A 21,303-nucleotide genomic window follows, 5' to 3' on the forward strand; every position below is an offset into this window, starting at 1 on the left:
TCTGGCGGCGTCGTTCAACAGCTTGTGTCGTCGCTTGTGGCAACGGGGCAGGGCGGACGTCTTTCGCCATCCACCATGTGCTTCCTGGGTGGCGGATGCACGCTCCGGATCTCAGGGCCCGGGTTCGACCGGCCAGGTATCGGAAAGGCGATAACCGGCTGGCCAGGGGTCGCTCGGGTCGAGCAGGTGCTGGTGCGTACCGGTGATCCAGGCCCGGCCGGACAGGCAGGGATGGATGGCCGGACGCCCGGCGACTTCGGTGAGGCCGGCGATGCGGCAGTGGAACTCGGAACCGATGATGGAGCGGCCGACGAAGCGTTCGCCGTCCTGCATCAGGCCCTTGGCATGCAGTACTGCCATGCGCGCCGAGCAGCCGGTGCCACAGGGCGAGCGGTCGATCTTGCCGGGGCGGATGACCACCGCATTGGCGGCGGTCAGCACGCCGTCGACGCGCTCAACCGGTGCTGCGATCTGGCAGAACGAGATGTGGTCCCAGTCCTTGTTCAGCGGATGGACGAAGCCCAGCTGCTCGTTGGCCGCGCGGGTGATCTTGATGCCGGTGGCCACCAGGTCGGCGGCCTCGTCGGCGGTCAGGGCGAAGCCCAGGGGGCGGGCGTCGGCGATGACGAAGCTGTCGCCGCCATAGGCGGTGTCGACCTTGAGGCTGCCGATGCCTTCGACCTCGATCATGGCGTCCAGCCTGTCGGCGAAGGACGGCACGTTCTTCACCTCGACGCGCTGCACCTTGCCGTCACGGCACTGGGCCACGGCCTCGATCAGGCCGCCCGGGGCCTCGAGGACCAGGCGGGTTTCCGGCTCGGTCATCGGCAGGATGCCGCTGTCCAGCAGCACGGTGGACACGCACAGCGAGTTGGACCCGGACATGGGCGGCGTGTCGACCGGCTCCATGATGATCCAGGCCATCTGCGCCCGAGGGTCCTTGGCCGGCACCAGTAGGTTGACGTGGCGGAACACGCCGCCGCGCGGCTCGTTCAGCACGAAGTTGCGCAGTTCCTCGTCGCGGGCGATCCAGCGCGACTGTTCCCAGATGGTGTCGCCGGGGGGCGGCGCGACGCCGCCGACGATGACGTCACCCACCTCGCCTTCGGCGTGGCAGCTGACCACATGGATGACCTTGCTCGAACGCATGTAGCTCTCCTGATCCGCGAGGCAATGCCCCTCGCGCCAACCCTCTCCCGCCGGGAGAGGGGCTCGTTACAGTACCGACTTGAGGAAGTCCGCGGTTTCCGGCTTCTGCGGGTTGCCGATGACCTGATCGGGCGAACCGATCTCGTGCACCAGGCCGTTGCGGAAGAACGCCACGCGGTCCGAGACGTCGCGGGCGAAGCGGATCTCGTGGGTGACCAGGATCATGGTCATGCCTTCCTCGGCGAGCAGGCGCATGGTGTCCAGCACTTCGCCCACCAGCTGCGGGTCGAGGGCGCTGGTGGCCTCGTCGAACAGCATGTAGTCCGGGCTCATGGCCAGCGCGCGGGCAATCGCCATGCGTTGCTGCTGGCCGCCGGAGAGCTTGCTGGGGAAGACCTTGAGCTTTTCCGCCAGGCCCACGTGGCTGAGCTGCTTGACGGCCATGGCCTCGGCTTCTTCCTTGCTCAGGCCGAGCACCTTGCGCGGTGCCAGCATGACGTTCTCCAGCACGGTCAGGTGGGGGAAGGCGTTCCACTGCTGGAACACGATGCCGATCTTCTGGCGCAGCTTGTTCAGGTCGGTGCCCGGGGCGTGCACCTCGGTGCCGTCGACGCGGATGCTGCCCTTCTGGATCGGCTCCAGGCCGTTGATGCACATCAGCAGGGTCGACTTGCCGGAGCCGGAGCCGCCGATGATCGACACCACCTCACCCTTGTTCACCGTCAGACTGACGCCCTTGATGACTTCGAGGTCGCCGAAGGATTTGTGGACGTTGTCGATCTCAATCATTTTCCTGCCACCTTTTTTCCAGCCGGGCGCCGAGTTGGGCCACCACCAGGCTCATGACGTAGTAGATGAGGCCGGCGATGCACAGCACCAGCAACGGCTCCTGAATGCGGGTAACGATGGTCTGCGAGGCGCGCAGCAGCTCGATGATGCCGATCCACATGACCAGCGCGGTGTCCTTCATCACGCTGAGCACCAGATTGAGCCAGCCGGGGAAGGCCACGCGGGTGGCGATCGGCAGGACGATGTAGCGCAGATCCTGCATGTAGCTCATGCCCAGCGAGCGTGCGGCACGGCGCAGGTTGGCCGGTACCGCCAGTACGCCGCTGCGGACGATCTCGGTACAGAAGGCCGCGGCATAAACGCCGAGCACGATGCAGCCGACGGTAAAGGCGCTGATGTTCAGCCCGACGATGCTCTTCAGGGCATTGAACAGGACGAACTGGATCAGCAGCGGCACGCTGCGGAATACGTCGAGCAGCCAGGCCAGTGGCAGGCTGAGGTGTGGCAGGGCGGCGCGCAGCAGGCCGAACAGCACACCGGCGAGGGTGCCGATGAGCATGGCGCCGGCGGTCAGTTGGAGGGTGACCCAGGCACCCTGCAGCATGAACAGCAGATCCGTGGAGGCGAGGCTGGTTTCGAACATGCGCGTGCCTCCTCAGTAGCGGAACAGGCGCCAGGCCATCAGCCGTGCGGCCAGCACGATGGTCTTGGCGATCAGGTAGTAGAGCACCGCCGCCAGGGCGAAGTACTCGAAGGTACGGAAGGTCTTCACGTTGTAGTCCTGGGTGACGCCGGTGAGGTCGTTGTTGAGACCGACGATGACACCCAGCGAGGTCATCAGCACGGCCCAGACCATCTGGTTGGACAGCGGGTGGAAAACGATGCGCAGCAGCTGCGGGACGATGATCAGGCGGTAGGCCTGAAAGGCGCTCATGCCCAGCGAGCGGGCCGCCTTCATCTGCGTCTCCGGCACCGCCTTGAGGCCGCCGCGGAAGTTCTCCGCCAGGTAGCCGGCATTGTTGAAGGTGATCCCCGCCAGCAGTGCGACCCAGGAGCTGACGTGCAGGCCGAAGCTGCCGAGGCCGAAGTAGAGGATGTAGATCTGGAACAGCGAAGGCGTGTTGCGGGCGATGGAGACCCAGGTATTGGCGAAATGCCGCGGTACCGGGTTCTTCATCTGCCGCATCACCGTCAGCAGCAGGGCGATCACGGTGCCCAGGAGCATCGACAGAGCTGCCGTCTCCAGGGTCACCCAGGCGCCGGCCAGCATGTCCGGCAGGGCTTTGAACGCTGAGCGCCAGTGGAAGGAATAGTCGAACATCGGTCAGTGGATTCCTTGCGCTTGAGGTTGAGCCAACCAGGCCGGTGGAGTGCCCGGATGGCGTCCGCTGCAGGCGGCCTCGACACAGGCGGCGAGATTGCCGAAGTGCACCTGGCGGCCGGCCAGGCCCGGAGCGTAGTGGGCGTACTTGCCCGAATTCGTCATCAGGTTGCGGGTGTTGGGCGGCACCACCGGCTCGCCGAGCATGCACCAGCAGGTGTCGGTGATCAGGGTCGCGCCGAACTGCTCCAGCGTGGCCACGTGGCCGGCGCGGGCGGCCTGCTCGTGCACGGCACGGCCGCAGGTCACCACCAGGGCGGTGTCCAGGTGACGTCGGCGCCCGGCACAGAGTGCGGCCAGGCGGGCCAGCTCGCCGAGCGAGGCATGCGGATTGCCCAGTGCCACCAGGCCGACATCCGCCGAGTTGGCGCTGTTGAGCGCCTCCCAGCTGTCGCGCAGGTCGTCGGCGCCGACCCGCAGCCGGCGCTCCGGTGCATTTCCACCCAGCGCACTGGCAACGTCCGGCGCCTCCGGGGTGACTCCGGCGATATGGAACATCGGCACCGCCGAGGTGGTGGCGAAGGCGGCGCCGAAGGCCTTGAGGTCGTCGTTGCTCGGCGCGCAGCGTTCCAGCCCGGTGAGCACCGGGATGTTGCTGCCGGTGATCAGGCCGACGTGATAGCCGAGCAGCGGCCAGAAGCTGTCGTCCGGCTGTGGTGGCATCTCTACCTCGATCAGCAGGCTGGCGTGACGGCCCTCGTCCAGGTGGCTGCCGATGCGCGGCGCGCGGCCGCAGAGGGCGATGCAGATATCGAGGAAGTCCGGGTATTTGAGGGTGCGGGCGGCGAGCACGCTGTTGGCGTAGACCACCGCGTTGGACTCGGCCCAGACAATCTGCTCGCCTGCTGCCGGCGCGCTGTCCAGCAGGTAGGGCGCGCAGGTGAAGCTCATGCTCGCGCCCATGGCCATGTAGACGTCGCCCAGCGCGCTGGCCGGTTCGCCCAGTGCCGGGTCGATGCCCAGGGCACGCCACTGGCGCTGATCCACCGAAATGGCGTTGAGAGTGGTCGGTACACAGACCCGTGCGCCCCAGTCCAGCAACTGGCGGGCAAAGCGCAGACTGGCCGGGCCGGTATAGATGCAGCCGTCGATATGAGCCTGGCTCACGTCCAGCAGTTCTTCGGCACCCAGCAGCTCGGCCATGGCCAACACCAGCTGCATGGCCACCTGCGCCGCCCGTCCCTGCTCGCCAGCCAGCAGCGCCTGGTCACGCGCACTCAGGCGCAGTCTGGGCGCTGGCGGGGCGTCTGCCGGCTGCCCGGCACTCTCGTCTGGCCGGCCTGCCGGCAATTGCAGGGCGTGGTCGTCGACGCGAACCGGCTGGCCGTCATGCCCGGCCAGCCGGGCGAATGCCGCCGGACCGATGCACAGCACCGGCAGCGTCCGGCCGAACACCTGCCTGGCCACTAGCGCGCCGAGACTGAGGATCGGGTCGGCCTCGGCCAGCACCAGCGCTGCCGGCGCCCGGTTGCCGAGGATCAGTTCCAGCAGCACGCTGCTGCCGGTGCATGAGCCTCGACCGCCGGGGATGGCCAGTACGCGGCCACTGACCGACTGACCGCTCAGTGGGTGGTGACGGTCGATTACCTTGCCACTGAGCGGATCGACCCCCCCCCAGAAGCTCAGGCCGACATCGGCATGCAGCAGCGGGCCCTGGCCGCTGCCGGTGACCAGGCCGCGACCGCAGATACGGGTTGTCGGCATCGTCATGTTCTCCGCCCGCCCGCGCTCAGTAGTAGACGTTGGGGATGGTCAGACTGGCCGGCCTGATCTCGTCGCCGACCCACTTCTGCCACAGCTCGTCATAGCGACCGCTACGTACCTGCTGGCTGACGAACAGGTTCAGGTAGTTGAGCAGGCCGTACTCGCTGCGCTTGGCGGCCAGCGACACATAGTCGACCACGTAGGGGGCGTCACCGGCGACCTTCAGACCCTTGTACTTGCCGGACTTGAGCGTGGCGGCAGCCACGGTGTTGGTCACCACGGTGGCGTCGATGTGGCCCTGGGCCACGGCCAGGATGGTGTCGTTTTGCGTCTGGTAGGCGCGGAAGCTGCCTTCGCCCCAGGCCTTCTGGTCCTTTTCCAGGGCGATGGCCTCGTAGGTGCCGCTGGTGTTGCCCAGCTTCTTGCCCCTGAGATCGGCGTAGCTGTCAATGCCGGCGTCTTCGCGGGTCAGCACGACCATCTGGAAGGCGAAGTAGGGGATGGTCATGCCTACGGTCTTGGCACGCTCCAGAGTGTCGGAGGTGGAGGCGACGATCACGTCGGCGCGGCCGGAAACCAGCGCCGGAATGCGATCCGGGAAGGGAGTCTCGACCACCTCAGGGGTGACGCCGAGTACCTTCGCCAGGTCGTTGCAGTAATCCACGTCGAAGCCGGTCGGCTGATTGTTGGCGTCGCGGAAACCCATGGGTGGGAAATCCAGGGTGACCGCACAGCGTAGTTTTCCGGACTCGATGATGTCGTCGAGCTTGTCGGCCTGGGCGTTGGCGGCCAGGGTGGAGATGATGACCGCGCTGAGAGCAAGGGCGAGCGTCTTTTGGAACATATGCAGCCTCATGTGTCGTGGGGTGTGGCGGTTGAATTTTCGTATTACGGATTTCGTATACGATATCTTTAAAAGCAATAGGCATGCCCGAATGCTCAGGCCATGGCGGAGGGCCGGTAGCTGGTGGATTTCCGGGGAAATGCCGTGAGGTAGTCGCTGGAATGGGGCGTCACCAGCGGTGACGCGGCGCTACCCGAGGAAGCGGGGCTGCGGCGAAAGGTAACAGGCGGCGCGTTCCCGGCAGGCCAGCCGGTAGTCGCTGGGCGACAGGCCGGTGAGCTGGCGGAACTGCCGGCTGAAGGCGCTGTGATCGGTGTAGCCGCAGTGCAGGGCGATCTCGGTGATCGGCATGTCACCCTGCAACAGCTGGCTGGCGGCATTGAGCCGGGCCCGGTGGATCATCTGCCGTGGGGTGAGCTGGAAGATCCGCTTGCACAGACGCTCGAGCTGCGCCACGGAAAGCCCGGTCAGCGCGGTCAGTTCAGCCAAACTGATGGGACGGCCGTAATGCTGACGAATGTAGTCGTCGACGGCGGCCAGCTTCTGGTAGGCCGGGTGGCTGTCCAGCGGCGCCTGCAGGTCGCAGGAGACGCCGGCCATGCCGATGACGCGGCCGTCATCGGCACGCAGGGCCAGTTTGTGGGTCAGGCACCAGCCCGGCAGGCGGCCCGGATAGAGGTGCGGCTCCAACTGTTCCTGCAGCTGGTCGCCGCTCTCCAGTACCTGGCGGTCCTGCGCGCTGTAGCGGGCGCCGAAGCGCGCTGGAAAGACTTCCTCGGCGGTGCGTCCGAGCAGCTCGGACTTGTCCCTGCAGCCGCAGCGGCTGGCCAGGGTCTGGTTGACCAGCACATAACGCGCCTGCGGATCCTTGATGAAGAACACCACCCCGGACATGGCATCGAGCAGTGGGGCGATGGCCTCCAGCTGCTGCACCAGGGTGGCGAGATCGGTCAGCGGGCGTGGGAGCAGATCGAGCATGGGAGGCTTGGGCTGGTGGCAAAGGCCTGAGCATACGGCCAAGCCGAGCCGCCCGGGTAGTGCCGGATCAGTCCGGGTGTGGCGCCAGCTGCAGCAGGGTTTCGATGCGCGCCGGGCTGAACGGTGGCCGCGGTGCCGGCGGCTGCCAGCCGAACAGCGTCTGGGCGGCGCCGCCGCAGGTACGGCCCTGGCAGGCGCCCATGCCGCAGCGGCTGGCCATCTTGGCCTGGCTCCAGCCCTGGTGGTCGCACACGGCCGACAGCGGCACGTCCTCGCAGCGGCAGATCAGGGTGTCCGGCCTGGCCAGCCCTTTCACCGCATCGCCCAGCACGAAGGCGCGGTTCAGCGCGTGGGCGAAGCCGTGCCAGCGCTGGCGCTGCGACCACAGGCGCTGCGCCGCGTTGCGCTCGCCCACTGCCGCGTGGCCGGCGATGGCGCCTTCCACCAGGGCCTTCTCGCTTCCCCCGAAGCCGGTGCTTTCGCCGGCGGCGTAGACCCCCGCCAGGGTGGTGGCCTGCCAGGCGTCGACGGCGATGGCGTCACGCTCGATGCGACAGCCCAGGGCCTGGCCCAGCTGCAGGTTGGGGATCAGCCCGAAGCCGCAGGCCAGGCGCTCGCAGGCGATCTCGCGAATCGTACCGCCGATGCTCACGCGCACCGCCTCCAGGCGACCGTCGCCGAGCGCCTCGAGCACATGGCTGCCGGCCCGGTAGCCCGGATGGAGCAGGCCGAAGGACTGCAGCAGCTTGTGTGGCCAGCGTGGCAGTTGGGCGGCAAAGCCGGCCACGGCCGACCAGGGGGCCTGCTCGAGGATGTTCAGCACCCTGGCGCCGTTGTCCTTGGCCGTGGCGGCGCTGGCCAGCAGCAGCGGGCCGCTGCCGGCGATGACGATGCGCTCGCCGGCCACCGGCATGCCGCCCTTGATCAGCGCCTGCAGGCCGCCGGCGCCGGTGACGCCGGGCAGCGTCCAGCCGGGGAAGGGCAGCAGCAGCTCGCGGGCGCCGGTGCAGAGGATCAGCCGGTCGTATTCGATGACCGTGCCGCGCTCGGCATCTTCCACCAATAGCGCCTTGGGGCCGGCCAGGGCCACCACACGGCTGCCCGGCAGGTGTTCGATGTTGGCCTGGGCCTGCAGGCGCTGGCGGTAGTCGCGGGCTAGCGGCGGCAGGTGCGCCTGCGGGCCGCCGCGCCAGATCTGCCCGCCGGCGGCGGGGTTGTCATCGAGCACGGCGATGCGCGCCCCACTGGCGGCGGCGGCCAGGGCCGCGGCCATGCCGGCGGGGCCGGCACCGATGATGAGGATGTCTACTTTCATGGCCGGCTCTCCACCTGCATGCCGTCACGGCAGAGGGTCTGGCAGGCCAGGCGGCGCTGGCCGTCGATGGTGATCCGGCACTCCTGGCAGACGCCCATGCCGCACACCGGCGCGCGGCGCTGGCCGCTGACCGAGGTACGGCTGGTGCCGTCGCCGCCGAGCATCAGTGCGGCGGCCACCGTGGTGCCTTCGGCCACCTTGAGCGGGCGGTCGTCGAGAATCAGTTCAGGCATGCGCGCGTACTCCGGCAAAGCGTTGCGGCAGATAGGGTTCCAGCGCCAGCGCCAGCGCCAGCGGCGCGGGCTCGTCGAACAGCTGGGCGATGAGCAGGTCGGCACTGCCCGGGGCGGTGGTGACGCCCAGGCCCTCATGGCCGACCGCCAGCCACAGGCCGGGGCGTTGCGGGTGCTCGCCGAGCAGCGGCAGGCCGTCCGGGCTGGCGGCGCGGAAGCCGGTCCAGGCACGGATGCCGTTGAGCCTGGCCAGGCCCGGCATGTAGTCGACGGCGCGCTGCAGCAGTCTGGCCAGCATCCAGGGTTCGACCTCGGGGTCAGTGGTGTTGAACTGGCGCGAGGCGCCGATGAACAGCTGGCCGGTCGGCCGCGGCTGGATATTGGCGGCGGTGGATGGCCCGCTGGCGTTGTGCGCGCTGGTGACGTAGCCCAGCTCCACCAGGGTGTGGCTGATGCGTCCCGGGTAGCGGTCGGTGATCAGCAGGTGGCCCTTCTTCGGCTCCACCGGCAGTTCCGGGCACAGATCGGTGACATGGGTGCCGCCGGCCAGGATGGTCGCCTGGGCGCTGAGCCAGGAACCGTCCTCGAGGCGCACGCGGGCACCGTTGATCTCGACCACGCGGGCCTGGCGCTGCTCGATCAGCGGGTGGTCGAGGAGCCAGCGGGCGGCGTTGGGCGCGTAGATGATGCCGTCGCCGTTCACCCGCAGGCCGCCGTGCAGGCCCTCGCACAGCTCTGGCTCGGCGGCGCGCAGGGCGGCGGCGCCGAGCAGTTCGCAGTCCATGCCGTGGTCGCGCATTACCTGGTACTTGGCTTCGGCCACCGCCATCTCCTCGGCGTTGGCGGCCAGCCACAGGGTGCCGTTCTGCCGGTAGGTGCAATTCTCCGGCATCTCCGGCGCCCATTCGCGCCAGCGCTGCACCGAGTACTGGCTAAGAGCGAGTTCCGCCGGGTTGTCGTCGAGCACGATCAGGTGGCCCATGCCGGCGGCCGTGGCGGCGCGCAGGCCGGCGTCCAGCACCAGCACGCGCTGGCCGCGCCTGGCCAGCTCGCGGGCGCAGGCGGCACCGACGATGCCGCCGCCGATGATGATGAAATCGGCGCCGTCCTTCACAGGCGGATGCCCCAGGCGAAGGGATCGTCCGCCTCGATCAGCAGGGTGGCCTCGGCGCTGATGTGGGCGCGGCCGCGAATGGTCGGCACGATGCGGCCGTTCTCGGCGCTTTCGTAGCTGCCCTCGAACTGGCTGCCGATCACGCTGGCCTGGCGCCACAGCTGGCCCGGCTGCAGCTTGCCGTCGGCGGCCAGGCAGGCCAGCTTGGCGCTGGTGCCGGTGCCGCAGGGCGAGCGGTCGTAGGCCTTGCCGGGGCACAGCACGAAGTTGCGGCTGTCGGCCTGGTCGTCGTCGGCGAACAGCTCGATATGGTCGATCAGGCCGCCGTCCTCACCGCGGATGCCCTGGTTTTCCAGGGCCTGCTGCACGGCCACCGAGTAGGCGGTCAGGGCTTCCAGGTTGTCGCCGGCCACGCGCTGGCCGTGGTCGCTGATCAGGAAGAACCAGTTGCCGCCCCAGGCGATGTCGCCCGTGACACTGCCGTAAGCCGGCACGTCGAGGGTCACTGCCTTGCGGTAGCGGTAGGCCGGCACGTTGCGCACGCTCACCGAGCGGTCTTCATGCAGGGTCGCCTCGACGGTGCCGACGGGCGTCTCGATCCTGTGCACGCCCGGGCCGATCTTGCCCAGGTGCGCCAGGGAGACCACCAGGCCGATGGTGCCGTGGCCGCACATGCCGAGGTAGCCGGTGTTGTTGAAGAAGATGACTCCGGCACAGGCGCCGGGGTCGACCGGCTCGCACAGCAGGGCGCCGACCAGCACGTCGCTGCCGCGCGGTTCCAGCACGCTGGCGGCGCGCCACTGGTCGAAACTCTCGGCGAGCAGCTGGCGGCGTTCGGCCATGCTGCCCTTGCCGAGATCCGGAAAACCCTCGAACACCAGGCGTGTGGGCTCGCCGCCGGTGTGTGAATCAAGCACGCGGATACGCTGCATCGGACTGCCTCCGGGATGATGGGATGGCGTCAAGGGTGACGCTGACGAGGCCCGGCAGGCTTGAGGATTTTCCTCTGCCGTGATGACGAAATCAGCACAGTAGTGGCGCCCGTCGGGGCGCCCTTCAGAGTCGGTTGGGCAGGTGTGCGTAGAGTGTTTGGCAGACGCCGTTGATGTGCGTCTCGATCAGCTCCGCGGCACGCTCGGCATCTGCGGCACGGCAGGCGGCAATGATCTCTCGGTGCTCCTGGTCGGCGCGTGCCTTGCCCTCGGACAGGCTCATCTGCATGCGCAGGTAACGCTCCAGCTTGTCGTGGATCGAACGGATCAGGCCGACCAGAAACGGCCGCTTCGCCGGCTCGTAGAGACAGGCGTGCAGCTGCCAGTTGAGTTCGGCCCAGCGGCCGACATCCTCCTCGCCGAGGAAGGCCTCGCAGATGCGTTCGGCGCTGGCGAAGGTCGTCTCGTCCATGTTCGGAACCGCCAGGCGGATGGCCTGGACTTCCAGCAGCACCCGCACCTCGAACATCTGCGCCAGCTCCGGCTCGGAGATGCGTGTCACCACCGCACCGCGGTTGCGCTGGAACATCACCAGCCCTTCGGCCTCGAGACGCTTGAGAGCTTCGCGCACGGGGATCTTGCTGACGTTGAACAGCCGGGCGATGTCGTCCTGGCGGATCGGCTCGTCCTCAGCGAACTGGCCGGACACTATGGCGTCGCGCAGATGCCTGGCGATGATCTCCGAAGCGGTCGGCGTGAGGCCCAGGTTGGGGGCATTGAAGCGCGGGAGAGACACTGTCGGGTTCCACCTGTCTGAAGTTGACGGTATATCTTATACGTTTGCCCAGGGTGCGGCAGCTGGCGGTTCTGCCGAATCATGCCCTGGCTCCGCCCCCCCCCTGTTGGAAGCGATCGTCGAGTCGGGCGATGCTGGTGCGTTCGCGGCGGATGAAGTCGACGAAGGCCTGCGCCACCGGCGACAGACGCCGGCCGCGAATGTTGACCACGCACCAGCTGCGTTGCAGTGGCAGCTCGCTGACCGGCAGTTCGCAGAGCAGCCCCTGGCGCAACTCCAGGCGCACGGCGTGACGCGGCAGCATGGCCAGTCCGAGCCCGGCCAGCACCGCCTCGCGCTGGGCCTCCAGCGAGCCGATCTCCATCTGCATGGGGAAATGCGCGCGCTTCTGGTGGCAGTACTCCTCGCATGCACGGCGGGTGCCCGAACCGTTCTCGCGCACCAGCAGTGGATAGCCGGTCAGCGCTTGCAGATCCAGTTTCGGCGCCTGCGTCAGCGGGTGCCCGGCCGCGGCGACGGCGATGATCGGGTTGTTGAGGAAGGGCAGGAAGTCCAGCGCCATATCCTGCGGTACCTGGCTCATGATCATCAGGTCGTCGCGGCTCTGGGTCAGGCGGCGCACGGCTAGGCTGTGGTTGACCACCGTCAGGTTCAGGCCGACTTCCGGGTGGTGACGGCGGAATTCGGCGAACAGGTGCGGGGTGAAGTACTTGGCACTGGACTCCACGCACAGGTTGAGCTGGCCCTGCAGCGAGCCGCGCAGATCCGAGAGCTGCATGTCGAGGCTCTCCAGACGGCCGAAAATGTCGCTGCTGGCGCGACGCAAGGCCTCGGCTGCTTCCGTCCGGTAGAGCTTCTTGCCGACGTACTCGAACAGCGGCTGGCCGACCAGCTCCTCCAGTTGACGAATTTGCAGACTGACCGCCGGTTGGGTCAGTGCCATTTCCTCGGCGGCACGGCTGTAGGAGCCGTGCTCGCAGACGGCGCGGAACACTTGGAGCTGACGCAATGTCATTCGCATCAAGGACTTGCGCATTTCTTCGGGCCTCTTTCGCCAATGCATAAGTAATGACTTATGCATTGTCTAATAATTATTGATTTTTGTTAATTCGTGAGGGCGATTAGCTTAGCGGGGCATCCGGCGTGTTGGCCGGTGCCCGTTACAGCTTTGCGCTGAGGATTCGAACCGTGATCAAGAAGATTCTGATCGCCAACCGTGGTGAGATTGCTGTCCGCATCGTGCGTGCCTGCGCCGAGATGGGTATCCGCTCGGTGGCCATCTACTCCGAGGCAGACCGCCATGCGCTGCACGTAAAACGTGCCGACGAGGCGCACAGTGTCGGCGAAGAGCCGCTGGCCGGCTACCTGAACCCGCGCAAGCTGGTCAACCTGGCCGTGGAAACCGGTTGCGATGCGCTGCATCCGGGTTACGGCTTCCTTTCGGAGAATCCTGAGCTGGCGGAAATCTGCGCTGAGCGCGGCATCCGCTTCATTGGCCCGAGCGCGGAGGTTATCCGCCGCATGGGCGACAAGACCGAGGCCCGTCGCAGCATGATCGCTGCCGGTGTACCGGTCACCCCGGGCACCGAAGGCAACGTCGCGGATCTGGACGAGGCACTGCGTGAAGCCGAACGTATCGGCTACCCGGTGATGCTCAAGGCCACCAGCGGCGGTGGCGGGCGCGGTATTCGCCGCTGCAATAGCCGTGAGGAGCTGGAACAGGCCTATCCGCGGGTGATTTCCGAGGCAACCAAGGCCTTCGGCAATGCCGAGGTGTTCCTGGAGAAGTGCATCGTCAATCCCAAGCACATTGAGGCGCAGATTCTCGCCGACAGTCATGGCAACGTGGTGCATCTGTATGAGCGCGACTGCTCGATCCAGCGCCGCAACCAGAAGCTGATCGAAATCGCCCCCAGCCCGCAGCTGACTCCCGAGCAGCGCGCCTATATCGGCGATCTGGCGGTACGTGCGGCGCAGGCGGTGGGCTATGAGAACGCCGGTACCGTGGAGTTTCTGCTCGCCGAGGGCGAGGTGTACTTCATGGAGATGAACACCCGGGTGCAGGTTGAACACACCATCACCGAGGAAATCACCGGGATCGATATCGTCCGCGAGCAGATCCGCATCGCCAGCGGCCTGCCGCTGTCGGTCAAGCAGGAAGACATCATCCATCGCGGCTATGCCCTGCAGTTCCGCATCAACGCCGAGGATCCGAAGAACAACTTCTTGCCATCCTTCGGCAAGATCACCCGCTACTACGCGCCGGGCGGTCCAGGCGTGCGCACCGATACGGCAATCTACACCGGTTACACCATCCCGCCGCATTACGACTCGATGTGCCTAAAGCTGATTGTCTGGGCGCTGACCTGGGAGGAGGCGCTGGATCGCGGCCTGCGCGCGCTGGATGACATGCGCGTGCAGGGTGTGAAAACCACCGCGCCCTATTACCAGGAAATCCTGCGTAGCGAAGAGTTCCGCAGCGCCGAGTTCAATACCAGCTTCGTCGAGAGCCACCCGGAACTGACCGAGTACTCGATCAAACGCCATCCGTCGCACCTGGCCATCGCCATCGCCACCGCCATTGCTGCCCACGCCGGCCTGTAGGGAACACCCATGAGCAAGAAGATCAACGTTACCGATACCGTACTGCGTGATGCCCATCAGTCGCTGTTGGCGACCCGCATGCGCACCGAAGACATGCTGCCGATCTGCGACAAGCTGGATAAGGTCGGCTACTGGTCGCTGGAAGTCTGGGGCGGCGCCACCTTCGACTCGTGCGTGCGCTTCCTCAAGGAAGACCCATGGGAACGTCTGCGCCAGCTCAAGGCGGCGCTGCCCAACACCCGCCTGCAGATGCTCCTGCGCGGGCAGAACCTGCTTGGCTATCGTCACTACAGTGATGACGTGGTGCGTGCCTTCGTGGCCAAGGCAGCGGTCAACGGCATCGACGTATTCCGCATCTTCGATGCGATGAACGACGTGCGCAATCTGCGTACCGCCATCGAGGCGGTCAAGGCCGCCGGCAAGCATGCCCAGGGGACCATCGCTTATACCACCAGCCCGGTGCACACCATTGAGGCTTTCGTCGAGCAGGCCAAGGCCATGCAGGCGATGGGCATCGATTCCATCGCCATCAAGGACATGGCCGGCCTGCTCACCCCTTATGCCACCTTCGAGCTGGTCAAGGCGCTGAAGGCCGAAGTCGACCTACCGGTATTCATCCACAGCCACGACACCGCAGGTCTTGGCGCCATGTGCCAGCTCAAGGCCATCGAGGCCGGTGCTACCCATATCGATACCGCCATTTCCAGCCTGGCCTGGGGCACCAGTCACCCGGGAACCGAGTCGATGGTTGCCGCCCTCAAGGGAACCGAATACGACACCGGCCTGGATCTGGCGCTGATCCAGGAAATCGGCATGTACTTCCACGCCGTGCGCAAGAAGTACCACCAGTTCGAGAGCGAGTTCACCGGCGTGGATACCCGCGTTCAGGTCAACCAGGTGCCGGGTGGGATGATTTCCAACCTGGCCAACCAGCTCAAGGAGCAGGGCGCTCTGAGTCGCATGAATGAGGTGCTGGAGGAGATCCCGCGAGTACGCGCCGACCTTGGCTACCCACCGCTGGTTACGCCGACTTCGCAGATCGTCGGTACTCAGGCGTTCTTCAACGTGCTTGCCGGCGAGCGCTACAAGACCATCACCAACGAGGTGAAGCTGTACCTGCAGGGCCGCTACGGCAAGGCGCCGGGACATGTCGACGAGGAGCTGCGTCAGCAGGCCATCGGTAGCGAGGAAGTTATCGACGTGCGCCCGGCGGATCTGCTCAAGCCCGAGCTGGCTCGCCTGCGCGAGGAGATTGGCAGCCTGGCCAAGTCTGAGGAGGACGTGCTGACCTACGCCATGTTCCCGGACATTGGGCGCAAGTTCCTGGAAGAACGCGAGGCCGGCACTCTCAAACCGGAAGCCCTGTTGCCCATCCCCGGCGGCAAGGGTGTAGCGGTCGCGGACGAAGGCGTACCGACCGAGTTCGTCATCGACGTCCACGGCGAAACCTATCGCGTCGACATCACCGGCGTCGGGGTCAAGGGCGAGGGCAAGCGCCACTTCTACCTGTCCATCGACGGCATGCCGGAAGAGGTGGTGTTCGAGCCGCTCAACACTTTCGTTGCCGGAGCTGGCGACAAGCGCAAACAGGCCAGCGCACCGGGCGATGTGTCCACCACCATGCCGGGCAACATCGTCGATGTTCTGGTCAAGGCAGGTGATGTGGTCAAGGCCGGCCAGGCGCTGCTGATTACTGAAGCGATGAAGATGGAAACCGAAGTGCAGGCACCGGTTGCCGGCACGGTCAAGGCCGTTCACGTGGCCAAGGGCGACCGCGTCAATCCGGGCGAAGTGCTGGTTGAAATCGAGGAAGGTTAACCTCTATGGAGTCCGGCCTGTTGGATGGGCAAGTTTGACGGGGGTGTAACCCGGGCTCCTTTTTTATTCTGTGGCAGCTGGCTGCATGCGTTCGGCAAACGCCGAGCGCGTCTGCCGGATGCCGTCTCCCCAGCTTGCCTTCAAGCGGGTCTGCCGTTTCTCTGGCCATGCCCCTGGTGCGTCAGCACGGCACGGGCGATCAGCACCGCCTGTGCGGGGCATGGCCCTTTCCTTTTGCCAGGGTGGACATGTGTGCTGATCCTCATCAGCTGCGCCGCTGAGAGCATCTGCCTGAGGCTCGGCCGACGCAGCTGCGCCGGCCGAAGTCATCAGGATTTTGGAAAGCGTGCGCGAGGCGTAGCCATCGGAATCCGATCGCCGTCCAGCGGCAGAAAGGTCCCCATTTCCGCATCATAGGCTTTGATATTGCTGGTTTCGATGTCGTATACCCAGCCGTGGATGAACAGCTCGCCGCGGGCCAGCTTGGCTGCCACCGAGGGGTGAGTACGCAGGTGGTTGAGCTGGGCCACCACGTTTTCCTCTGTGAGCGCTTCGAGCGCTTCGCTCTCACTGCTGCACTGGCAGTTTTCGGCCACCACGGTACGTGCCACCTCTGCGTGGCGCAGCCAGGCCTTGACCGTTGGCATTGCCTTGAGGGTCTCGGGGTGGAGTACCGCTTTCATTGCGCCACAGTCGGAATGGCCGCAGATAACAATGTGCTGCACGCCCAGAGCCATCACCGCGTACTCGATGGCGGTGGAGACGCCGCCCATCATCTGGCCGTAGGCCGGCACCACGTTGCCGACATTGCGGTTGACGAACAGGTCGCCCGGCGAGCTTTGGGTGATCAGCTCAGGTACTACGCGCGAATCGGCGCAGGTGATGAACATGGCTCGCGGATTCTGCGCCTTGGCCAGCTTCTTGAAGAGCTCCTCCTGCTCCGGGAACACCTCGTTGCGGAAGCGTTTGAAGCCGCTGACGATATTCTGCAGTGCCTGTTCGGCCGTTTCACTGCCCTCGTGAGCAGGAAGCGGTATCACTTGATGTTTGTAAGGCATGCCTGACCTCTGTTCTTGGAGTTCGCGAAGCCCGTCCGAGCAGCCCACGGGCGGCAAGTTTTCGGACAGACTCTAGAACGACAGCCGCTGTGCGATGCGAGTCACACGCAAGTGTCGTCGTCATTACCGGGATCGACAACCGGTAGCCGTGCGGCATTTGTGCCTAATCCCGATGGGTTTTGCCCTGTAGCTTTGTTGGCTGCGAAATGGTTCGACAAGGCTTGTGACAATCGGTTGCGGGGAAAGCCTGTATGCCCTGCCTTGTTGTCTATGCCACCGCCCTCCCCGGCAGGGACGATGCAATGTGGCAGAGCTATACCTCTTACAGCAGGTTCAGCTGCGCACCAGGCGGGCAGAACTGCGAGCAGTCCAGCGCAAAGCTGTCGCGACGATCCAGGCCGAGCTTGCGTCGCGCAAGACGGAAGCGCTGCGCCAGCAGGTCGGCGAACAAACCCTCGCCGCGCATCCGGCTACCGAAGCGGCTGTCATTGTTCCTGCCGCCGCGGCTCTGACGGACCAGGCTCATCACGTGTGTGGCTCGCTCCGGAAAATGCGCCTGCAGCCACTCCTCGAACAACCCGGCCAGCTCCAGCGGAAGACGTAGCAGCACATAGCCGGCCGAGCGTGCGCCGGCATCGCGCGCGGCTTCGAGCAGTGCCTCCAGCTCCCGGTCGTTGATCTGCGGAATGATCGGCGCGCACATCACCAACACCGGCACTCCTGCCTCATGCAGTGCGCGCATGGTGCGCAGGCGCGCCGCCGGGGCTGCCGCACGCGGTTCCATGATGCGTTTGAGCTGATCATCCAGGGTGGTCAGGCTGATGGCTACGCTAACCAGATTCAGGCTGGCCAACTGGCTAAGCAGATCCAGATCACGCAGGATCAGCGAGCCCTTGGTGATGATGTGCAGCGGATGGCGGTAGCGCAGCAGAATTTCCAGCGCCTGACGAGTCAGCCGCTGCTCGCGTTCGATGGGCTGATAGGCATCGGTGTTGACGCCCAGAGCAATAGGCTGCGCTCTGTAGCCAGGCTTTTGCAGCTGTTCCTCCAGGCGCTCGGCCAGGTTGGTCTTGGCGATCAGGCGGGTTTCGAAATCGATGCCCGGCGACAGATCCCAATAGGCGTGGCTGGGGCGGGCAAAACAGTAGATGCAGCCGTGTTCACAGCCACGGTAGGGGTTTACCGAACGATCGAAGCCGACATCCGGCGAGCTGTTGCGGGTAATGATGCTTTTGGCCAGCTCGCTGCGAACTTCGGTGGCGCAGCTCGACGGTGTTTCCTCTTGATACCAACCGTCATCTTCACGCTCGATGTGCAGCGGCGCGTAGCGGTTATGCGGGGTGCTGGCGGTGCCACGGCCACGTGGCGGCAGGCGGACGGTCATACTCGGGCTCCCTGGTAAGCTGTATAAATATACAGTTATCTGGTGCCCGGGCAAGCTCCGTATGTCTGCCTCAGGTGGAGGCCTGCTCCGCAGTCTGTGGTCGATCGGCATAGCGCTGTGCGAGTACTGCGCAGACCATCAGCTGGATCTGGTGGAACAGCATCAGCGGCAGGATCAGTACACCAATGCTGCTGCCGGCAAACAGCACCTGAGCCATGGGCACGCCGGTGGCCAGGCTCTTCTTAGAGCCGGCAAAGAGGATGGTGATACGGTCTTCCAGGCCGAAACCCAGCCATTTGCCCAGGCGGCTGGTGATCAGCAGTACCATCGCCAGCAGCGCACAGCACACCAGCACCAGAGTCAGCAGTGTCTGCAACGGTACCTGACGCCACAGGCCGCCGATTATCGCTGCGCTGAAGGCGGTGTAGACCACCAGCAGGATCGAGCTTTGGTCAACGTATTTCAGCCAGCTCTTGTTCTTCGATACCCAGCCACCGATCCAGCGCTGGGCGATCTGCCCGGCGATGAACGGCAGCAGCAGTTGCACGCAGATCTTGCCGATGGCGTCGAGGGTCGAGCCGTTGTCGCCATGGACATCCATCAGGAAGGCCACCAGCAACGGAGTGAGGAAGATGCCCAGCAGACTGGAGGCCGCTGCGCTGCAGATGGCGGCGGGAATGTTGCCGCGTGCCAGCGAGGTGAAGGCGATGGCCGACTGTACCGTGGCGGGCAGGGCACACAGGTAGAGCATGCCCAGGTACAGCTCGCGGCCCAGCAAGGGCTCCATTACCGGTCGCAGGGCCAGGCCGAGCAGCGGGAAGAGTACGAAGGTACAGGCGAACACCAGCAGGTGCAGGCGCCAGTGGCCGGCACCGGCGAGGATGGCCTGGCGCGACAGTTTCGCGCCATGGAGGAAGAACAGCAGGGCGATGGCCAGGTTGGTGATCCACTCGAACAGCGTCGCGATCTGGCCGCTGGCAGGCAGCAGGGTGGCAGTGAGCACCACGGCGAGCAGGGTGAGGGTGAAATTGTCAGGCAACAGGCGGCGCAGGAACATGGCGAATCTCGGACTTGCGATACAGGAGGGCGCCAGACTATCGTCAGTGAAAATTTCCGGCTAACGCCAAAGAGCCAGCAAGTGTCGACAAACAGACATCCCTCCACGGTCTATCGCAACCTTCCCGAGTTACCGAGCCTGCCCAGGCCGCTCTACGGTCGGGTCGAGTCGCTGACCAACCGTGCCCTGACCTTTCGCCATACCCATCCCTGGGTGCAGCTGTCCTATGCCATTGCCGGGGTACTCGAAGTGCAGACCGCCGGCGCCCGTTTCGTCGCGCCACCACAGCGCGCGGTATGGGTGCCGGCCGGTGTCGAGCACCGTGTATTCAGCTCGCCGCGCACCGAGATGCGCAGCCTGTACATCGATGGCGATGTGGTGCCATGGGGGCCGGATGCGTGTCGGGTGCTGGCGGTCAGTCCGTTGCTGCGTGAGCTGATTCGTCGTTTCAGCGATCTACCCGTCGAGTACGACGAGCATGGTGCGCCAGGTAGATTGGTCTCGGTGCTGCTGGATGAGTTGCACGCTGCACCGGAAGTGGCACTGGTGCTGCCGCTGCCGCAGGATGCGCGCCTGCGCGAGGTGTGCCACGGCCTTGAGGACGCCAACCTGCGTCAGTTGGGCCTGGGTGAATGGGGCCAGCGCCTGGGTGTTTCGGAAAAGACCCTGAGTCGGCTGTTCCTGCGTGAAACTGGCTTGAGTTTCCGCGCCTGGCGCCAGCGCCAGCGCCTGCTCGATGCGCTGACTCCGCTGGAGCAGGGCGAGCGTGTCACGGACGTGGCACTGGCTTGCGGCTACGAATCACTATCAGCCTTTATCGCGGCTTTTCGCCGCCAGTTCGGCGCGACACCGGGGGAATTCTTTCGCCAATAGCGTCTGTCTGCAGGGTTATCGCTCGCGTGCGCATTTCGCGGACAAGTCCGCTCTCACGAATCAGTCACAGCCACCTGTGGGAGTGGACTTGTCCGTGAATCTCAGCATCGTGGTGGGCAACAGGGTCGCTGAGCTCGATGCGAAAGGAGCGGCTGGTTTCAGTCCAGAACCACCGGCAGCGCCTTGCCGCCTTCCTGCTGCCAGGTGCCGACTAGGGAGCCATCTGGTTGCAGGTGCAGGTCGAAGCTGGCCGGGGTGTCGCCGCCTTCCTGAAGGCGCAGGCGGCCGTTGTGCAAATCTCGATCATCCAGCTCAATGCGCGTGGCGTACTTGTCGTAGAAGTAGGAGCTGGGTTGCGGGCGGCTGTTCTCGCGGGTGCCGACGACTAGGGTGATGGGATAGCGGCCGCCAATCTTGCCCCAGTACACGCCGCCGGCCTTCAGATCGGCCGGATGCTGGCAATCGCTGCGTCGCTCCAGCAGCAGGCAGCGCCCGTAGATGCTGAGGTCAGCGTCAAGCTCGGCATAGGGCACGCTGTTGGCGAACTCGCCAAGGTCATCCAGGGCTCGTGCTGCATGGGGCGCGCAGCTTTCGGCGGTCAGCGTCAGTTGTTGCTTGCCGAGTTGCAGGCGGTCGTAGCGGAGCTCGGCTTTGCTACGACTGGGCAAACACTGACGATACATATCCCGCTGTTCGTCGCTGCGTTCGTCGTGGTCGTCAGGGGGGAGCGATAACAACTCGTCGGTATGTCCGCCGGGTACCGGAATACCGGCCAGATAGTCTTCGATGCGCTTGCTTCGTTCCCTGCCGATGCGTTCGCCCAGCCGTTGCAGGCCGGCCGATGTGAAGAGTTGGCGCAGGCCAATGGGTTGGCCGCTGGCCAGGTCGAACAGGTAAGTGACATGGCCCATGCTGGTATAGGCCCCGGTGTACTCGCCGCTGATGGTCAAGGACAGAAAGCCGGGTTGCTCCGTGTCGATCCGGTAATCCAGGCTGTTGGTGCCCCAGATCTCACCTTCCTTCGGCCAGATTCGCTCGAAAGGCGAGCGCTCGAAGCGCCCCGGCAACCCTTCCAGTTCCATGACGTGCAGGTAAGTGTTGATTCGCCGCACCGCCAGGCTGTCGCCTTGCAGTACGGGAAAGCGATAGTTCGCCCAGTTGCCGCGTTTGGCTTCCAGGTTTTCGAAGCGTAGTTCGGCGGCCACCGGCATCACGGTAGCGAGCATCAATAGCGCTAGGTAACGCATCCTGTCCTCCCTGGATATGCAACATGC

General features: G+C 65.5%; 20 protein-coding genes. 3 read left to right on the forward strand and 17 right to left on the reverse strand.

Annotated features, from left to right (window positions below; all coding sequences use genetic code 11):
* Window positions 1-111 precede the first annotated feature (111 nt).
* The 13 genes from NCCP436_RS00745 to NCCP436_RS00805 form a co-directional block, all read right to left on the reverse strand.
* Entirely contained in the window at window positions 112-1,149 is a 1,038-nt protein-coding gene (locus NCCP436_RS00745) for a proline racemase family protein (RefSeq protein ID WP_220801880.1), read from the reverse strand.
* Window positions 1,150-1,215: 66 nt separating this feature from the next.
* Window positions 1,216-1,938 carry an amino acid ABC transporter ATP-binding protein gene (locus tag NCCP436_RS00750; RefSeq protein WP_220801881.1) on the reverse strand — a complete coding sequence of 241 codons (723 nt, stop codon included), beginning with the start codon at window positions 1,936-1,938 and terminating at the stop codon, window positions 1,216-1,218.
* A complete protein-coding gene (locus NCCP436_RS00755) occupies window positions 1,931-2,581 on the reverse strand; it encodes an amino acid ABC transporter permease (protein ID WP_220801882.1) in 651 nt (216 codons plus the stop codon). The genes NCCP436_RS00750 and NCCP436_RS00755 overlap by 8 nt, the downstream gene beginning before the upstream one ends.
* 12 nt (window positions 2,582-2,593) lie before the next feature.
* Complete coding sequence (locus NCCP436_RS00760; protein WP_220801883.1) at window positions 2,594-3,259, reverse strand: amino acid ABC transporter permease; 666 nt, start codon at window positions 3,257-3,259, stop codon at window positions 2,594-2,596.
* 3 nt (window positions 3,260-3,262) lie between these two features.
* Window positions 3,263-5,023, reverse strand: a complete 1,761-nt coding sequence (locus NCCP436_RS00765) for an aconitase X (RefSeq protein WP_375709456.1) — start codon at window positions 5,021-5,023, stop codon at window positions 3,263-3,265.
* Window positions 5,024-5,048: 25 nt separating this feature from the next.
* Window positions 5,049-5,867: a transporter substrate-binding domain-containing protein gene (locus NCCP436_RS00770; protein ID WP_220801885.1), complete on the reverse strand. Its 819-nt coding sequence runs from the start codon at window positions 5,865-5,867 to the stop codon at window positions 5,049-5,051.
* Between the two features lie 189 nt (window positions 5,868-6,056).
* Window positions 6,057-6,845, reverse strand: coding sequence for an AraC family transcriptional regulator (locus NCCP436_RS00775; protein ID WP_220801886.1), 789 nt, complete (start codon window positions 6,843-6,845; stop codon window positions 6,057-6,059).
* A gap of 67 nt (window positions 6,846-6,912) precedes the next feature.
* Window positions 6,913-8,160 carry an FAD/NAD(P)-binding oxidoreductase gene (locus NCCP436_RS00780; RefSeq protein WP_220801887.1) on the reverse strand — a complete coding sequence of 416 codons (1,248 nt, stop codon included), beginning with the start codon at window positions 8,158-8,160 and terminating at the stop codon, window positions 6,913-6,915.
* Window positions 8,157-8,393, reverse strand: coding sequence for a (2Fe-2S)-binding protein (locus tag NCCP436_RS00785; RefSeq protein ID WP_220801888.1), 237 nt, complete (start codon window positions 8,391-8,393; stop codon window positions 8,157-8,159). Before NCCP436_RS00785 ends, NCCP436_RS00780 begins: the two co-directional genes overlap by 4 nt.
* On the reverse strand, window positions 8,386-9,507 hold the full coding sequence (locus tag NCCP436_RS00790) for an FAD-binding oxidoreductase (protein ID WP_220801889.1): 1,122 nt from the start codon (window positions 9,505-9,507) through the stop codon (window positions 8,386-8,388). Before NCCP436_RS00790 ends, NCCP436_RS00785 begins: the two co-directional genes overlap by 8 nt.
* Window positions 9,504-10,439 (reverse strand): 4-hydroxyproline epimerase, encoded by a 936-nt coding sequence (locus NCCP436_RS00795; RefSeq protein ID WP_220801890.1) that lies wholly within the window; start codon window positions 10,437-10,439, stop codon window positions 9,504-9,506. Before NCCP436_RS00795 ends, NCCP436_RS00790 begins: the two co-directional genes overlap by 4 nt.
* A gap of 124 nt (window positions 10,440-10,563) precedes the next feature.
* Complete coding sequence (locus NCCP436_RS00800) at window positions 10,564-11,235, reverse strand: GntR family transcriptional regulator (protein WP_220801891.1); 672 nt, start codon at window positions 11,233-11,235, stop codon at window positions 10,564-10,566.
* Window positions 11,236-11,314: 79 nt separating this feature from the next.
* Window positions 11,315-12,271, reverse strand: a complete 957-nt coding sequence (locus tag NCCP436_RS00805; protein ID WP_309295048.1) for a LysR family transcriptional regulator — start codon at window positions 12,269-12,271, stop codon at window positions 11,315-11,317.
* A 152-nt stretch (window positions 12,272-12,423) separates the two neighbouring features.
* On the opposite strand from NCCP436_RS00805, the gene NCCP436_RS00810 reads away from it, so the two are divergent.
* Both NCCP436_RS00810 and oadA read left to right on the forward strand, forming a co-directional pair.
* The gene (locus NCCP436_RS00810; protein ID WP_220801892.1) at window positions 12,424-13,839 is read left to right on the forward strand and encodes an acetyl-CoA carboxylase biotin carboxylase subunit; all 1,416 of its coding nucleotides are present in this window, start codon (window positions 12,424-12,426) and stop codon (window positions 13,837-13,839) included.
* Window positions 13,840-13,848: 9 nt separating this feature from the next.
* Window positions 13,849-15,657, forward strand: a complete 1,809-nt coding sequence (gene oadA / locus NCCP436_RS00815) for a sodium-extruding oxaloacetate decarboxylase subunit alpha (protein WP_220801893.1) — start codon at window positions 13,849-13,851, stop codon at window positions 15,655-15,657.
* Window positions 15,658-15,986: 329 nt separating this feature from the next.
* Here oadA and NCCP436_RS00820 read toward each other — a convergent pair whose 3' ends face one another.
* From NCCP436_RS00820 to NCCP436_RS00830, 3 genes are all read right to left on the reverse strand, one after another.
* Entirely contained in the window at window positions 15,987-16,715 is a 729-nt protein-coding gene (locus NCCP436_RS00820) for a carbonic anhydrase (RefSeq protein ID WP_220801894.1), read from the reverse strand.
* A 322-nt stretch (window positions 16,716-17,037) separates the two neighbouring features.
* Window positions 17,038-18,099: a PA0069 family radical SAM protein gene (locus NCCP436_RS00825; protein ID WP_220801895.1), complete on the reverse strand. Its 1,062-nt coding sequence runs from the start codon at window positions 18,097-18,099 to the stop codon at window positions 17,038-17,040.
* Between the two features lie 70 nt (window positions 18,100-18,169).
* On the reverse strand, window positions 18,170-19,156 hold the full coding sequence (locus NCCP436_RS00830) for a bile acid:sodium symporter family protein (RefSeq protein ID WP_220801896.1): 987 nt from the start codon (window positions 19,154-19,156) through the stop codon (window positions 18,170-18,172).
* An 81-nt stretch (window positions 19,157-19,237) separates the two neighbouring features.
* Here NCCP436_RS00830 and NCCP436_RS00835 point away from each other — a divergent pair, with 81 nt between their 5' ends.
* The gene (locus NCCP436_RS00835; protein ID WP_220801897.1) at window positions 19,238-20,029 is read left to right on the forward strand and encodes a helix-turn-helix transcriptional regulator; all 792 of its coding nucleotides are present in this window, start codon (window positions 19,238-19,240) and stop codon (window positions 20,027-20,029) included.
* Between the two features lie 158 nt (window positions 20,030-20,187).
* Here NCCP436_RS00835 and NCCP436_RS00840 read toward each other — a convergent pair whose 3' ends face one another.
* Window positions 20,188-21,276, reverse strand: a complete 1,089-nt coding sequence (locus NCCP436_RS00840) for a DUF3298 domain-containing protein (RefSeq protein WP_220801898.1) — start codon at window positions 21,274-21,276, stop codon at window positions 20,188-20,190.
* Window positions 21,277-21,303 lie beyond the last annotated feature (27 nt).

It is taken from the genome of Pseudomonas sp. NCCP-436 (genome assembly GCF_019656335.1).
In the GTDB taxonomy this organism is placed as follows: Bacteria; Pseudomonadota; Gammaproteobacteria; order Pseudomonadales; family Pseudomonadaceae; genus Aquipseudomonas.

What these genes read in the sequence shown, in the direction of transcription:
- NCCP436_RS00745 (WP_220801880.1), bottom strand. Translation starts at nt 1,149, where the DNA reads ATGCGTTCGAGCAAGGTCATCCATGTGGTCAGCTGCCACGCCGAAGGC.
- NCCP436_RS00750 (WP_220801881.1), bottom strand. Translation starts at nt 1,938, where the DNA reads ATGATTGAGATCGACAACGTCCACAAATCCTTCGGCGACCTCGAAGTC.
- NCCP436_RS00755 (WP_220801882.1), bottom strand. Translation starts at nt 2,581, where the DNA reads ATGTTCGAAACCAGCCTCGCCTCCACGGATCTGCTGTTCATGCTGCAG.
- NCCP436_RS00760 (WP_220801883.1), bottom strand. Translation starts at nt 3,259, where the DNA reads ATGTTCGACTATTCCTTCCACTGGCGCTCAGCGTTCAAAGCCCTGCCG.
- NCCP436_RS00765 (WP_375709456.1), bottom strand. Translation starts at nt 5,023, where the DNA reads ATGCCGACAACCCGTATCTGCGGTCGCGGCCTGGTCACCGGCAGCGGC.
- NCCP436_RS00770 (WP_220801885.1), bottom strand. Translation starts at nt 5,867, where the DNA reads ATGTTCCAAAAGACGCTCGCCCTTGCTCTCAGCGCGGTCATCATCTCC.
- NCCP436_RS00775 (WP_220801886.1), bottom strand. Translation starts at nt 6,845, where the DNA reads ATGCTCGATCTGCTCCCACGCCCGCTGACCGATCTCGCCACCCTGGTG.
- NCCP436_RS00780 (WP_220801887.1), bottom strand. Translation starts at nt 8,160, where the DNA reads ATGAAAGTAGACATCCTCATCATCGGTGCCGGCCCCGCCGGCATGGCC.
- NCCP436_RS00785 (WP_220801888.1), bottom strand. Translation starts at nt 8,393, where the DNA reads ATGCCTGAACTGATTCTCGACGACCGCCCGCTCAAGGTGGCCGAAGGC.
- NCCP436_RS00795 (WP_220801890.1), bottom strand. Translation starts at nt 10,439, where the DNA reads ATGCAGCGTATCCGCGTGCTTGATTCACACACCGGCGGCGAGCCCACA.
- NCCP436_RS00805 (WP_309295048.1), bottom strand. Translation starts at nt 12,271, where the DNA reads ATGCGCAAGTCCTTGATGCGAATGACATTGCGTCAGCTCCAAGTGTTC.
- oadA (WP_220801893.1), top strand. Translation starts at nt 13,849, where the DNA reads ATGAGCAAGAAGATCAACGTTACCGATACCGTACTGCGTGATGCCCAT.
- NCCP436_RS00820 (WP_220801894.1), bottom strand. Translation starts at nt 16,715, where the DNA reads ATGCCTTACAAACATCAAGTGATACCGCTTCCTGCTCACGAGGGCAGT.
- NCCP436_RS00825 (WP_220801895.1), bottom strand. Translation starts at nt 18,099, where the DNA reads ATGACCGTCCGCCTGCCGCCACGTGGCCGTGGCACCGCCAGCACCCCG.
- NCCP436_RS00830 (WP_220801896.1), bottom strand. Translation starts at nt 19,156, where the DNA reads ATGTTCCTGCGCCGCCTGTTGCCTGACAATTTCACCCTCACCCTGCTC.
- NCCP436_RS00840 (WP_220801898.1), bottom strand. Translation starts at nt 21,276, where the DNA reads ATGCGTTACCTAGCGCTATTGATGCTCGCTACCGTGATGCCGGTGGCC.